The organism is Pedobacter endophyticus, from assembly GCF_015679185.1.
Taxonomy (GTDB): Bacteria; Bacteroidota; Bacteroidia; order Sphingobacteriales; family Sphingobacteriaceae; genus Pedobacter; species Pedobacter endophyticus.
In genome coordinates this window covers 811,432-825,380 of sequence record NZ_CP064939.1, presented here as the reverse complement: position 1 = coordinate 825,380, position 13,949 = coordinate 811,432, and the positions used below count along the sequence as shown (strand labels likewise).

Annotated in this window: 12 protein-coding genes; 8 read left to right on the top strand and 4 right to left on the bottom strand. The window is 40.3% G+C overall.

Going from position 1 to position 13,949, the window contains the following annotated elements; genetic code table 11:
• Positions 1–125 precede the first annotated feature (125 nt).
• The 3 genes from IZT61_RS03325 to IZT61_RS03315 all read left to right on the top strand — a co-directional run bounded on the left by IZT61_RS03325 (position 126) and on the right by IZT61_RS03315 (position 1,309).
• Positions 126–674, top strand: a complete 549-nt coding sequence (locus IZT61_RS03325) for a cob(I)yrinic acid a,c-diamide adenosyltransferase (protein ID WP_196099778.1) — start codon at positions 126–128, stop codon at positions 672–674.
• 84 nt (positions 675–758) lie between these two features.
• Complete coding sequence (locus IZT61_RS03320) at positions 759–980, top strand: DUF2795 domain-containing protein (RefSeq protein ID WP_010603503.1); 222 nt, start codon at positions 759–761, stop codon at positions 978–980.
• 170 nt (positions 981–1,150) lie between these two features.
• Positions 1,151–1,309: a lmo0937 family membrane protein gene (locus IZT61_RS03315; RefSeq protein ID WP_109924584.1), complete on the top strand. Its 159-nt coding sequence runs from the start codon at positions 1,151–1,153 to the stop codon at positions 1,307–1,309.
• Positions 1,310–1,591: 282 nt separating this feature from the next.
• On the opposite strand, the gene IZT61_RS03310 is transcribed toward IZT61_RS03315, so the two are convergent.
• Positions 1,592–2,182 carry an HmuY family protein gene (locus IZT61_RS03310; protein WP_196099777.1) on the bottom strand — a complete coding sequence of 197 codons (591 nt, stop codon included), beginning with the start codon at positions 2,180–2,182 and terminating at the stop codon, positions 1,592–1,594.
• Between the two features lie 31 nt (positions 2,183–2,213).
• Positions 2,214–4,286 carry a TonB-dependent receptor plug domain-containing protein gene (locus tag IZT61_RS03305; RefSeq protein ID WP_196099776.1) on the bottom strand — a complete coding sequence of 691 codons (2,073 nt, stop codon included), beginning with the start codon at positions 4,284–4,286 and terminating at the stop codon, positions 2,214–2,216.
• 98 nt (positions 4,287–4,384) lie between these two features.
• Here IZT61_RS03305 and IZT61_RS03300 point away from each other — a divergent pair, with 98 nt between their 5' ends.
• Complete coding sequence (locus tag IZT61_RS03300) at positions 4,385–5,332, top strand: helix-turn-helix domain-containing protein (protein WP_196099775.1); 948 nt, start codon at positions 4,385–4,387, stop codon at positions 5,330–5,332.
• Between the two features lie 6 nt (positions 5,333–5,338).
• Here the strand turns inward: IZT61_RS03300 and IZT61_RS03295 are convergent, their stop codons facing one another.
• Positions 5,339–6,361: a LacI family DNA-binding transcriptional regulator gene (locus IZT61_RS03295; protein WP_196099774.1), complete on the bottom strand. Its 1,023-nt coding sequence runs from the start codon at positions 6,359–6,361 to the stop codon at positions 5,339–5,341.
• A gap of 159 nt (positions 6,362–6,520) precedes the next feature.
• Here IZT61_RS03295 and IZT61_RS03290 point away from each other — a divergent pair, with 159 nt between their 5' ends.
• Together IZT61_RS03290 and IZT61_RS03285 are read left to right on the top strand one after the other, a co-directional pair.
• Positions 6,521–7,873: a Gfo/Idh/MocA family protein gene (locus IZT61_RS03290; RefSeq protein WP_196099773.1), complete on the top strand. Its 1,353-nt coding sequence runs from the start codon at positions 6,521–6,523 to the stop codon at positions 7,871–7,873.
• 395 nt (positions 7,874–8,268) lie between these two features.
• On the top strand, positions 8,269–8,856 hold the full coding sequence (locus IZT61_RS03285) for an RNA polymerase sigma factor (RefSeq protein WP_196099772.1): 588 nt from the start codon (positions 8,269–8,271) through the stop codon (positions 8,854–8,856).
• Here IZT61_RS03285 and IZT61_RS03280 read toward each other — a convergent pair.
• On the bottom strand, positions 8,853–9,173 hold the full coding sequence (locus tag IZT61_RS03280) for a hypothetical protein (protein WP_196099771.1): 321 nt from the start codon (positions 9,171–9,173) through the stop codon (positions 8,853–8,855). The two genes, IZT61_RS03285 and IZT61_RS03280, sit on opposite strands and share 4 nt — an antisense overlap.
• A gap of 75 nt (positions 9,174–9,248) precedes the next feature.
• Here IZT61_RS03280 and IZT61_RS03275 point away from each other — a divergent pair, with 75 nt between their 5' ends.
• Together IZT61_RS03275 and IZT61_RS03270 are read left to right on the top strand one after the other, a co-directional pair.
• A complete protein-coding gene (locus IZT61_RS03275) occupies positions 9,249–10,403 on the top strand; it encodes a FecR family protein (RefSeq protein WP_196099770.1) in 1,155 nt (384 codons plus the stop codon).
• Positions 10,404–10,622: 219 nt separating this feature from the next.
• On the top strand, positions 10,623–13,853 hold the full coding sequence (locus IZT61_RS03270; RefSeq protein WP_196099769.1) for a SusC/RagA family TonB-linked outer membrane protein: 3,231 nt from the start codon (positions 10,623–10,625) through the stop codon (positions 13,851–13,853).
• The last annotated feature ends 96 nt before the right edge of the window (positions 13,854–13,949 follow it).

Here is a 13,949-nt window from a genome sequence, read left to right as displayed (position 1 = left end):
GCTTTGAGGCCTGCGCCTTACGCGTATTATCATAAAACTTCGACCCCTTTAGCGTTAAATTTAAGTCTTTAAGACCCTACGCCTTAAACCTTACGCCTTTTACCTTAAACCTTTTACCTTAAAACATGAAGATTTACACCAAGACCGGAGATAAAGGTCAAACCTCGTTAATTGGCGGTACGCGGGTGCCAAAGTTTCATTTGCGCATTGAAACCTACGGAACGGTAGATGAGCTGAACTCGCATATTGGTTTAATTAGGTGCCAGCCGATCGATCCCAGCTATCAATCTGTTTTAAAGGAAATTCAAGATCGGTTATTTACCATTGGTTCATCGCTTGCCGCGGATCCCGAGCGTTCAAAAATGAAAATCCCTGATTTGAACGACGAAGACATTACTTTTCTCGAAAATGAGATGGACGCAATGAATGCGCAGCTGCCCGAGTTGAAGCACTTTGTTTTGCCCGGCGGAAATACCATTGTTTCTTACTGCCATATTGCTAGGTGTGTATGCCGGCGTGCCGAGCGCTTAACTGTCGAACTTGCAGAAAATAGCTTTGTAGATGAGCGTGTAACAGTTTATTTGAACCGTTTGAGCGATTATTTATTCGTTTTGGCACGAAAACTGAATAAGGATTTCGGCGCAGCAGAGAACATTTGGATTCCCCGAATTTAATAGTTGAAAAATAAGTTTGTTTTGCTCAAAAATTTTAATATACTTTGCGCATTGTTAAAAGCAAGAATTTAATAGATTGAATATATGTATTGGACATTAGAATTGGCATCGCACCTGGAAGACGCTCCATGGCCTGCAACTAAAGACGAATTAATTGATTACGGTATTCGTTCTGGTGCCCCTGTTGAAGTTATCGAAAACCTACAGGCATTAGAAGATGATGGCGAACCTTACGAAACCATCGAAGAGATATGGCCTGATTATCCTACTAAAGAAGACTTCTTTTTTAACGAGGATGAATACTAGCCATTACAACCTATAAAAACCGCTTAGCTTTTGTTAAGCGGTTTTTTTGTGTTCTTATTTTTAAATTCAAGGTACTGTGAAACAGTCGTTTAAAAATATAATTTACATTTTTTAAACAAAAGTTTGGTCACTGTGTTAATACTTCAACATTTACTTAAAAAATTAACACTATGGGAAATTTATTGTATTTAGTCGCAGTAGTATTGGTAATATTATGGGTGATCGGATTTGTGTTCCACGGCTTCGGCGATGTGGGCGGTATAATCCATGTTTTATTGGTTATTGCAGTTATCGCAATCTTGCTTAAAGTAATTGGCAGAGCGGCGTAAGATATAGAACGAGCAATATTGATTAGTAGGATTACTTAAAGATCGATAGAACTTAAAAGGGGATTTTCTTAACAGAAAGTCCCCTTTTTTTGTTAGCACGCTACTGTCATTCTGACGAAGGAAGAATCCCTAAGCGATGAAAAGCAGAACCCTGAGTCTGAAGAAATCCGTCATGTGCGACTAAAATATCAGCATCCCCCAAAAAAGATAAAGCTCCCCATCGCGGGGAGCATTTATCCAACTAACAAAACATATTTTTTTAAAATTTGAGGGCTATCTATTTTATTTCAAATTGGTTGAACCATCAGGTTGGTAAACATAATTGAAGGTGTAGTACTGAGATGCTGGTCTTTTTCCAGGAGTCATATAATCAGCAAAATCCGCAGTACTTGTATCTGGATTCCCCTTATAATAGCTTATCATTTCTACTTTTGCATATTTTCCATCTGTAGTTTTAACTATGATAATTTTGCCTGCTATTGGTAAAATGGCGTGATTGGGTTTTGCATCCGTGCTAGTATATTTGTACCAACCAGCAACAGCGCCAGTTGCAAAGCCGGTTGTAGGAGCCGTGGTATAAGCGCTAAAAACACCATTTACGAGTTGAGCGGAGCTACCGGCGCTCGTTGAAATAGTTGTACCCTTAAAGCTTAAATCCCAGGCGTCTGTATCTTTTACTTGCTTATTTAAAGCCAAATTATAATAAACTGTGGTTTCGCCTTTATTCTTATCGGCAGTTTTGTCGGCCACTTTATTAACCGTTAAATCTGCCTTAACCTCCGGTTCAGTAACCTCATCTTTTTTACATGAAGCAAAACTCATAATTAACAGACCTAATACTAATCCTGAAGAAATTTTTGTAAACGTTTTCATTGTGTTATCTGATTTATATTTAATTTAATTTTTAATTATTCAATGTGTAAGTAATGCCCCCATAAAAAAGTCGGCCGGGCAAGTTGCTTATGAAATTTACATCCTTATAGTTGAAGATGTTATCAACGGTGAATTGTAGACGTAATCGTTCTTTTATTAGCAGCTTGCTAACAGAGCCATTAAACAGGGTATAACCATTAACATATTCACTATCCATATTCACAATGTTGTTGCCGTCTAAATCGCTTATCCCATATCGGCCTCGATATATTGCCCTTAACGAGCCAAAAATGCCATGCTTATTGTTATTGTAAGCTATTGCCGCATTTGCCATATATCTCGATCGGTTGTACAAACCACCATAATCGCTCAGCTTTACCAGCGTTGTTTCATTTGTAGCCGGATCACGGGTGTAAACGTTTCCTTGTTTTATCGCGTTTACATGATCTTGATTAAAAGCATCTAGATACTGAAATCCAGCTGAGAGTTGCACAGCTTTAAAAGGCGTATAACTCAGATCCGCCTCTATCCCTTGCGTAACTACGCGATCTTCGTTGCGGTAAGAAAATACCGATTGGTCATCGGTCTTGATAGCAACGGTTACCGTATTGATGAGGTTTTTAATATTGTTCCTAAATACATTAGCGTTGAGCCTCAATTTGGGCGTAATTGCGTATCTAAACCCGGCATTATAAGACAGTGAACTTTCTGCATTTAATTTTTCAAAAGTACTCGGGTTGATTAAAACTTTGTCAATTTTGCCGGCTTGTTGCAGCTCCGTCAATCTTTCAGCTAAATCAACATAACCAAAAACGCTATAACCCACCACCGGATTTGTAAAATTGAGGTACAGTTGCCTAAAATCGGGCGCTTTGTAGCCCTTGCCAACCGATGCAATAAAAGTGAGGTTATTTAACAGCTGATAACTGGCAGCAAGCTTGGGGCTAAATTGCGATTGGTATACACTATGCAGATCATACCGTCCGCCCGCAATCACATTTAATTTTTTAATTGGCGTATAATCCGCCTGAAAGTAAGCGTAGCCCGAATTAAAAGATCGTAACGTTTCGTATCGCGTTGCTTGTACCGTTTCGTATTGTACGCCCAGGCCACCAGTTAATTTCAGGTTGCTTATTACCGAATAATCGGTTTGAAACTCGCCGCGGCTAAAGTTTTGAGTAAAAAAACTGTTGTCGTAAGTAGAATAGTCGTCTTTGTATTGTAAATCGGATCTCGTGGCATACCTGGAATAATAAAACCTTAAAGCTGCTTTTACCTTTTCGTTGAAATCGATATTGAACGAGGGATTAATGTTGAGGTTACGTTCTGAATCATCCGCACTCACTGGTCGATTGTTGATTAAATAATCGTAATGCGGATCAGTTTCGTAATAGCGGACCGATAAATTGAGGTTCGACTTACTACTTATTTGATAACCAACCTTTACGTTACCTGTATAACTTGAGAAGGGCACAACCGTTGGCGAGCTGCTATTTCCAAGGGTATAACCGCCGCTGCTGTAGCGATTTAAAAAGGTAGAAATACTCAATTTATCGGTTTTCGAAGCCAAATCTAAACTTACATCAGCATTATCATTTGTGCCATACCGTGCAGCAAGTGAGGTGCTAAGCCCGTTTTTTTGTTTCGCGGTAATGATGTTAATTACCCCCGCCATGGCATCACTTCCATACAGAGATGAAGTGGGTCCTTTAACAATTTCGATTTTTTCGATATTGGCCAGCGTAATTCTCGATAGTTCCAAAGTACCTGCCGTACGGCCAATAAAAGGTTCGCCATCAATCATGATCATCGTGTATTGAGGATCGAAACCCTGCATTTGTACCCCCTGGCCATGATCATTTACAATTGTTAAACCTGTTTGCTCGGCCAGTATTTCGTTTAAACGGACCATGCCGCGGTTTCTAATTTCCTCTGCTGTGATGCTTACTATGGGTACTGGTACTTTCATCATGGTCTTTTCGGTACGGGTAGCGGTGATTACTACATCCTTCAAATCATTTGCCTGAGCGGTATCGATCTTGCCAGTCTGTGCAGCAGCTACAAATCCACAAAACACTAAAGCAAATAATAAATATATCTTCATTTATTTAGACTAATTATAAATAATTGTGCAAATTTGTGCATAATCAATCAAACCAGATAACGCCAAACGGATATTTAATGCCGTAATACGGATTAATAATGAAAATAAAGTTCTCCGAATACCAAACAGGCCAATTAATTTATAGCCACGAGTTGCCCAAAGATTTTGAAACCGATACTGATATCGCTGTGAAGGTTAGTGATTTAACTATGGACGGCTACGCTATCAAGTTAACAGAGAAATGGTTTGCCGGAATCCATTTATCGATTGCAGAAATCAGAAGCAATGGTGTGGTCGATTTCTCTTTCGAAGCTTCGCAAAATCATATTTGCTTTCTTTTTTGTTTGAGCGGCGGTTTAAATTACTATACGCCAAATAAGACAACGCATTTGTTATCGCTTAAAGCGAACCAACATAGTGTTACCTGCGGCGAGTTGAATAACGCCGTGTTTAGCGTGAGCGAGAGCACACAATACATTTATATACAGCTTACCACCGAATACTACAAGAAAATAACCAACCAGAATTTTAACGACCACCGGAAAATATTCTTCAATCAGGCAACATCGCCCCAAATGGTTATGATTTTAAAGAAGCTTGCCCAGTGTAATTATTCGGGTAGGGTAGAGCGGATTTATTTGGAGTCTAAAATTCTTGGCCTCATTATTTTCTTTATCCAAAAGCGAACGAGCAAATTAGCTACGCTTAAAACAGAGGATTTAAATAAAATTGCTTTGGCGAAAAAAATAGTTGAGGATAATTTACAAAAACCGTTTTCTTTGATCGAGTTGTCGCGTAAGGCCGGAATAAATGATTACAAGCTAAAAAAAGGCTTTAAAGAGGTCACCGGGTTAACTGTATTTGGTTACATTTTTAAGTTACGAATGGAAAATGCCAATTATTTATTGCTTCAAGAGCAAAAAACAGTAAACGAAGTTGCTTTTTTAGTCGGTTACAAAAACGCCCAGCATTTTATTGCAGCATTTAAGAGACATTTTAATATGCTGCCCGGCGCATTGAAAAATAAAGCCAACGCAAACGTTTGAGCAGTTTTAATAGCCGTCCGTTACGTCACTCACAATCAATTCCGATTCTACAATGGTATTATAGAAGGCCTGGTTCTCTTGTTTCGGACTATTAATCAGGTCTAGCAGAATGTTTGCTGCTTTTTGTCCCTGCAAATACGGATGTTGCTCAACAGAGGCAACGGGCGAGTTATCTAAATAGCTGATAATTGGCAAATTGGCATAACTTACCACATCGAAATCATTAACTACGTTCAGTTTTTTGAAGTACTTGATTAAAAACAGCGCTACGTAATCGTTAAATGCAACAATGGCAGTTGGTTTTCTTTTATAATTAAGCAATTGGTCGGCAGCATCAATAGTGCCCTTTTCAGTTAAATCGCAATTGACAACGAGTGCGGGATCGAATTTTAAGCGGTTAAAGGTAATGGCCTGGATATAACCTTCTTTGCGTTCTTCACTTGCGTACAACGTAGTCGGGCCATTAATCATTCCTATATTTCTATGTCCTTTTTTCAGGAGATAATTGATAGCCTCAATAGTTGCACTTTCGAGGCTGCAAGCTACATAATGTACGTTTTTAAACGGGGGTATTCTATCGAAAAAAACAACGGGAATATTAAAGGCGTTTAGTTTTTCAAAGTGGTCAAACTTAGAAGTATCTTTACTTATCGATACCAACAGCCCATCTACTCGTTGCATTTTCATTTTTTCGACCAGTTTCACTTCCTGATCGTAATTATCGTGCGATTGCGCAAAAATAACGGTATAGTTCTTTTTAAGCGCTTCATCCTCAATTGCCGAAATGGCTATTGAAAAGAAATGCTCCGAAAGCTCGGGCAAGATTACGCCGATGGTATACGTTTTCCCCTTCTGAAAGAGAATAGCAGCGTTGTTTGGCTCGTAGTTTAGCGATTTGGCCAGTTGTTTAATCTTTTCTCGCGTAACAGCTCCAATACTCGGATGATCGTGTAAGCCTCTGGATACACTAGACGGAGAAATATTCAAGATTCTGGCAATTTCTTTAATTGTTGTTGGTTTCGACCCCATTTCGTTGCTAAACTACATTATTTTCTTCTATTGGTAATAATACAAAATTAATCAAACGTTTGCGTTGATTTTTTTGATTCATTTCCTTTAAAGCCACCTTAAATATCAATATATTCGATACCTTATCCAGATAATCCCTTAAAAAAACAACTAAACAAAATGAATAGAAGACAATTTGTAAGAAATGCTGGCTTAACCACTGCAGCTTTTGCAACCATTCCCGATCAGTCTATCTTTGCCTCGCAGGCCGCTGAGAAAATTAAAGTAGTGATGATTGGAGTGGGGCTAAGAGGTCAGAACCACCTCGACCTTTTACTTAAAAGAAATGATGTAGACCTTGTTGCCATTTGCGATGTAGATGATAAGATGTTGCAGATGAGCAAAGCGATAATTGCCAAAAGCGGAAAGCCGATGCCGAAGATTTTTACGGGCGATGAAAACGCGTGGAAAAAGATGCTTGAAACCAAAGGCGTAAAAGCAGTAATTATTGCTACTCCCTGGGAACTACATAAGCCGATGATTTTAGCAGCCATTGATGCCGGCATAAAGTACGTTGCTACAGAGGTTATTTTAGGCATAAACCTGCAAGATCACTGGGATGTTGTGCATGCGGCAGAGAAAAACGACGCACATGTGATGATGCTCGAAAACGTTTGTTATCGCAGAGACGTTCTTGCTGCACTGAACATGGTACGCCAGGGCATTTTTGGCGAAATGATTCACTTTCAGGGTGGCTACCAACACGATTTAAGAGAAGTTAAATTTAATGATGGCGTACACCCGTACGGACACGGTGTTGAGTTTGGCGAGAAAGCCTTTTCTGAGGCCAAGTGGAGAACCAATCATTCCGTTTACCGCAATGGCGATCTTTATCCTACCCATGGCATTGGCCCTGTTGCGCAATGCATCGATATAAACAGAGGAAACCGATTTTTGAAATTGAACTCTTTCGCCACTAAATCTCGTGGCCTGCATAATTATATCGTTGAGAAAGGCGGTGCATCACATCCAAATGCAAAGGTTAATTTTAGATTGGGGGATATTGTTACCACAACAATTGGTTGCGCCAATGGCGAAACGATTATTTTACAGCATGATACAAATTTACCACGTCCGTATTCGTTAGGCTTCCGTTTTCAGGGAACCAAGGGTTTGTGGATGGATGTAAACAAGAGCGTATATGTTGAGGGTGTAAGCAAACCGCATACCTGGGATGATGCCAAACAATGGTTGGAGAAATACGATCACCCGCTCTGGAAAAAATATGGCAACGATGCGCAAGGCGCAGGCCACGGCGGTATGGACTTTTTTGTGATACATGCATTTATTGAGGCGGCAAAACGAAATGAGCCCACACCATTGGATGTTTACGATGCAGCAGCATGGAGCGCAATTACTCCATTAAGTGAGCAATCGATTGAAATGGGCAACGAAACCGTCGATTTCCCTGATTTTACCGGAGGGAAATGGATGAGCAGAAAACCGATTTTTGCCTTGAATGACGATTATTAAAGTTGTGCTGAAACGTCAATGGTAGCGGAGTCGAAGGACAGATACTTTTCTTTTATTCTATAAAAAAGGTCTTCGACTCCGCTCAGACGGACAGCTAAGGGGCTTAACTTCATTAGGACGGGCTGTGCCTCAACACGATAAGCTATTGAATTTAAGAGAGATGCAATATAACGTCGATGGTTGGATAACGGATCTGTAAGCTTTACAACACGGCGCAGGAAATATTTCAGGTTAATTTTTTACAAATACTTAATCGTCAAATATTTTATTAAATTTACAATAGGTTAATGCCGGGGTTGTTAATTTGTTTAATGATAACAAACCCGGCAATTTTCCGATTAAGTCTTTCCCAGTTACCAAATATATGTTGTTTAACCTGCAGTTTGTAGCGCGATATGAATGGAGAATTAGAAAGTAATTTTTTCCTTTTGGTAAGATCGGATAAGGCAAAAGCGTTTCAACTCGTATTTGATGCCTATTGGGAAAGCCTTTACAAGCAGGCTTATAAAAAAATTCATTCCAGTGACCTCGCACAAGATTTGGTTCAAGATGTTTTTATCTGCCTTTGGGACAAGATAGACCTGCTGGATGCTGAAAAAAGTGTACTCGCTTATCTTTATGCCATTTTAAGGAACAAGATTTTAAAAATCTACGAAAAGGACGAGGTTAGGTTACGTTATGCTATTAATGTAACCGCTAAGGAAGTGGCTTGTGATAATTATTCGCAAAACACACTGCTCGAAAAGGAGCTTAAGAAAATAATCGACCAGGAGATTGAGCTCATGCCACCGCGAATGAAGGCAATTTACATCCTCAAAAAAGAAGATGAGCTTTCTATTAAAGAGATCGCCGACAATCTGTCGCTCTCCGAACAGACCATAAAGAACCAGCTTCAAAGTGCTTACAATCGGTTAAGGAATCGAGTGAAAGACTATGATTCATCGTTGGCTTTGCTCACAATTTTGATCACCAAATATCTTTAGCGTAGTTTAACGCTGTCATCCTGAGTATAACGAAGGATCCGCAAGCGATGGAATGCAAAATGGCGACCAGATCGGCGTGTTTTCATCGTTGCGAGGCTGGGCTTGCGCCGGCCGACCTGTGCCAACATTTCATCGGTAAGCAATCTGATAAAGAGATTGCTTCGTGCCTCGCAATGACGATCGTTCTTATCCTGTTGTTGGTCGAGATTTGTAATCTTGACCAAAATGAGATTGCTTCGTGCCTCGCAATGACGATCGTTCTCATCCTGTTGCTGGTCGAGATTTGCAATCTCGACCAAATGGCTATGGATTTTCAATCCATTCAAAAAAAATCAACTCCTCATATAGTACTTTTCAATTCAATATCGGATAACCAATAAACGCCCGCTATTTTGAACCAAGAAGAACTACAACATTTATTGCGCAAGTACAACAATCACGAAGCTAGCCCCGAAGAAAGGAGGATGGTAGAAGATTGGTATGAGCGTGTAAATGGAGATACCCCAAACAACGAAAGTTTCGAACTTTCGGCGCTTAAAGAAACGATGTTTGATCACGTACAATTAAGAATAGGTTCAGGGCAAACACCTCCGCAAAAAAGAACTTTCAAACTTTACCAGTCATGGTTGTTTAAAGCAGCCATTCTTTTTCTCGTTCTGGTTGGCGGTACTTACCTGTATTTTGCAAAAACAGACACAAACTTTGTAGCCTCCAATCAATTCTCAAAAACCAAACAAATTAAACCCGGGGGCGATAATGCCATTTTGCATTTGGCCGATGGCTCCCAGATCGTTTTAAATGAGGCCGCCGATGGGCAGGTGGCCGATCAGCCCGGCGTTGAGATTACAAAAACAAAAAGCGGCGAACTCATTTACAAATTTACAGGGCAGAGCAATACACAAGAAGTCAAATACAATACCATAACAACGCCAAGGGGAGGGCAATATCATTTAATTTTAGTCGACGGTACCGATGTTTGGTTAAACGCCAATTCATCGATCAAGTTCCCGACAATTTTTGCAAACAATACCCGTAAGGTGCAAATAACAGGTGAGGTTTATTTCGAAGTTTCTAAAGATAAGTCCAAACCGTTTATCGTTAATACCAATCAAACAAGCATTAAGGTACTGGGAACCCATTTCAATGTTAATGCGTACGACGATGAAGAATGCCAGCGCACAACGCTGCTCGAAGGCTCAATTGAGCTGAGCAAAGGCAAAGAAAAGCAACTTATACTGCCTGGCCAACAAGCGAGTACTTACAAAACATCCGATCTGATTAAACTTAAAGAAGTGGATGACCTCGACGCCGTAATCGCCTGGAAAAACGGATATTTCCAATTTGAAAGGGCAGATTTGCAATCTGTTATGAGGCAAATTTCTCGCTGGTATGATACCGAAGTTACCTACAACGGCAAAATACCTACCAAAGAATACAGCGGAAAAATGCCAAGAAACGCAGAGGTAAACAAGCTCATTGAAATGCTCGCCTACACTGGTATTCACTGCAAAGTTTATCAGGGCAAAATCATTGTAAACCCTAAATAACAACCATAAACAAACTAATCTCTAAAAACAACAACCAATTATGAAGAAATAATACCCAACAGCCAATCAAGTTAATCTGCCACAAACAAAAAAAACGAGAAGTGTTCGTACCACTTCCCGTTATAAAATTGGGATTAACCATCCTGTGCCAATAATTCGGCAGCAGGAAAACAATAAGTTATCTAAGCTATAATGTTTTTTAAACCCAAATTCAAAGTTATGAATTTTAGTACATTCTTTAATACGGTATTTAAGATACCGTATAAACCAAATCAATTCCTATTGGTAATGAAGCTAACGACAATACTTTTACTCACAGCCCTCTGTCAGGTCAGTGCAAGTGTTTATAGCCAGAATATCACCCTCAAACAAAAAAACGTTTCGATGGATGCCATCTTTAAATCCATTGAAAAACAGAGTGAATATGTTTTTTTATACGATAATTTAGAACTCTCCAAAGCCAAGAAAATATCTATCGATGTAAAAAATGCACCAATTGGCCGTGTTCTCGATCTCTGTTTTAAAGATCAACCCTTAAGTTTTAAAATTTTCGACAAAACGATTGTACTTAAAAAGAAAGATGCAGTTAGCCAGCCAATTGCATTCGATTTAATTCGCGGTAAAATTTTGGACGAAAAAGGCTTGCCCATTGTTGGCGCAAGTGTGATGGTAAAAGGTACAAAAATAGGCGCTACAACCGATGTAAACGGTGTGTTTTCGATTAACGCACCCGTAGGTTCAACATTGGTAATATCGTATATTGGCTATACCCCGCAAGAAATTGTTGCTGGCGAGGGCAAAGATTACACCATTAATTTAGAGCCGGCCACAAACAGTTTAACCGATGTGGTAGTTACCGCATTGGGTATTAAACGATCAGAAAAATCGCTGGGTTATGCCGTTCAAAAGGTGGCTGGTAAAGATTTGCAAACCGTTAAGGGCGTAGATGTTGCCACCTCATTAACAGGAAGAGTATCCGGCCTGGTCATAAAAAACTCAACAGAATTTAACGCCCGTCCCACCATCGAGCTAAGGGGCGAAAGTGCCCTGTTGGTAATAGACGGTGTTCCATACGGAAACCTGACACTAAGAGATGTACCGACTGATGATATTGAAAGTATGGATGTGCTAAAGGGCCCAACTGCCTCGGCCTTATACGGATCAAGAGCATCAGGAGGAGTACTTTTAATCACCACCAAAAAAGGAGCCGCAAACAAGGGCCTCGCAATCGACCTCAATAGCAACACCATGGCCTCCCTGGGCTATTTGGCCATTCCTAAAGTGCAAAGCTCTTATGCCAGGGGCCAAAACGGCGTAATTGATAATGATTATGTATGGGGACCGAAGCTCGATGCAGGCAATACCGCTCGCGATTATAATCCCTTTACAAAACAGTTCGAAGATAACATGCCGCTGGTTTCTAAAGGAAAAGATAACCTGAAAAACTTTATGTCGACCGGTATTATTTTAAATAACAACCTGAGCATCGCCCAGTCTGGCGAAAACGGTGGCTTTCGAATCGGCTTAAACAACATTTACAATAAAGGGCAATTTCCCAATCAAAACCTCAACATGCTTAATTTGACCATGTCTGGCGAGATGAAGATAAACGATAAGTTTAAGCTCGAAGGACACATGGGCGTAAGCAGGCGCTGGGCCGATCAAATTTGGGGCAGCGGCTACGGCAACCAGGGCTACCTTTACCAATTAGTCATGTGGACAGGTTCGGAATACGACATTCGCGATTATCAGGATTATTGGAAAGAACCTAACAAAACACAAAACTGGCTGTACAGCAACTGGTACGATAATCCGTATTTAATTGCTTATGAAAAGTTGAATGGCATCCAAACCAACACCGTTAACGCCAATGTTACCGCCACTTATCAGTTTAATCAGGATTTTAGTTTATTATTTCGTTTAGGTTACGATAACTACAATAATAAAACTACTTTTCGCAACCCAACAGCAAACATTTACTCAACAAGAGGCGGAGCAGTAAACGGAAGCGGATGGAACGCAAAAGGACTTTACTCGGTACAAGATACGAGAGGATTTAGCACCAATGATGATGTAATTCTCAACTATAAAAAGAAAATAAGCAAGTTCAGCATCGATGCCCTTGCCGGCGGAACCATTTATTATTGGATAGATGAATCGCTGAGCGGAACTACCAAAAACGGACTCATTTCGCCAACTTTTTATTCGTTGCAAGGCTCCGTTGAGGCACCCACAGTTTCACAATCGTACAGTTCAAGACAAATTAATAGTTTATACGGCAGAGCCTCAATCGGCTATAACGATGCCATCTTTTTGGATTTTACAGGCAGAAACGACTGGAACTCGGCACAACCCAAAGAATCGAGATCCTATTTTTATCCATCCATCGGATCAAGCGTCGTGATTTCCGAACTCGTTAAACTACCGCAGGTTATTGATATGTTCAAAATTCGCGGTTCATGGGCCGTATTTAAAACTGCTTTAGATGTTTATGCAACAAACCGGACTTACGGCACCACCACAGCAGCATGGAATACACTCAACTCCGCCAGCTATCCGTCATCGTTATTGGGTTTAAACTTGCTGCCAAGCTCACAAAGAACTTACGAGGTCGGTGCTGCGGCCTATTTGTTTAAAAAACGCCTGCATTTCGATGTGGCTTACTTTAACAAGTATTATTACAACCGTCAGGTAAGCACGCCTATTCCATCTTCATCAGGTTTTTCATCTACACTCGTTAATACAGAAGAAACATACGAAAGGCGAGGACTTGAGATTACGGTTGATGGATCGGTTGTGAAAAACAAGAATTTTGAATGGTACTCAACCATCAACTGGTCTCAACAACACCGCTACTATGTCGATTTAGATCCCGTTTACTCAGCAGATAATTTATGGGTTAAAAAAGGCGAGCGTTTAGATGCCTACACCGATAACTATTGGGTAAAAGACCCCAATGGGAATGTAATTCACGAAAGCGGCTATCCGGTGTGGAGCGATTATCAAAAACAAATCGGGCTCAGCGACCCCAAGTTTAGCTTTGGCTTTATTAATAACTTCACCTATAAAAATTGGAGCCTTGGCGTTAATATTGATGGCCGTATTGGTGGTTTGATGTACAATTACGTGTACGATAAGATGTTCGATTCCGGAACGGCACCCGAAACAGATAATATCTACCGGTATAACCAGGTAGTTTTAGGCCAGAACAACTATGTGGGGGCAGGGGTAAAGGTGATTTCGGGAGGTGTAACCTACGATAAATATGGGCAGATTACAAGCGATACCCGGCAATACGCCGTTAACGATGTGCCCATTGGATATCAGGACTACGCCCAGTGGTATCGCGGTGGCGATGATCGCGTGCAAAACAAATCTTTTGTCAAACTCCGCGAAGTGTCGTTAGGGTACAATGTGCCCTCAAAATTTGTGAACAAATTGGGTTTATGAAACGCATCTTTCTCCCTCACAGGACAAAATTTGTACATGTGGACAAATTTTAAATATTCAGACCCTGATGTAGACGGTGAAGATCTCAATTCGCCC

Excerpts from the sequence above, each read along its gene's own strand:
- IZT61_RS03325 (WP_196099778.1), top strand. The coding sequence starts at position 126 with ATGAAGATTTACACCAAGACCGGAGATAAAGGTCAAACCTCGTTAATT.
- IZT61_RS03320 (WP_010603503.1), top strand. The coding sequence starts at position 759 with ATGTATTGGACATTAGAATTGGCATCGCACCTGGAAGACGCTCCATGG.
- IZT61_RS03315 (WP_109924584.1), top strand. The coding sequence starts at position 1,151 with ATGGGAAATTTATTGTATTTAGTCGCAGTAGTATTGGTAATATTATGG.
- IZT61_RS03310 (WP_196099777.1), bottom strand. The coding sequence starts at position 2,182 with ATGAAAACGTTTACAAAAATTTCTTCAGGATTAGTATTAGGTCTGTTA.
- IZT61_RS03305 (WP_196099776.1), bottom strand. The coding sequence starts at position 4,286 with ATGAAGATATATTTATTATTTGCTTTAGTGTTTTGTGGATTTGTAGCT.
- IZT61_RS03300 (WP_196099775.1), top strand. The coding sequence starts at position 4,385 with ATGAAAATAAAGTTCTCCGAATACCAAACAGGCCAATTAATTTATAGC.
- IZT61_RS03295 (WP_196099774.1), bottom strand. The coding sequence starts at position 6,361 with ATGGGGTCGAAACCAACAACAATTAAAGAAATTGCCAGAATCTTGAAT.
- IZT61_RS03290 (WP_196099773.1), top strand. The coding sequence starts at position 6,521 with ATGAATAGAAGACAATTTGTAAGAAATGCTGGCTTAACCACTGCAGCT.
- IZT61_RS03285 (WP_196099772.1), top strand. The coding sequence starts at position 8,269 with ATGAATGGAGAATTAGAAAGTAATTTTTTCCTTTTGGTAAGATCGGAT.
- IZT61_RS03270 (WP_196099769.1), top strand. The coding sequence starts at position 10,623 with ATGAATTTTAGTACATTCTTTAATACGGTATTTAAGATACCGTATAAA.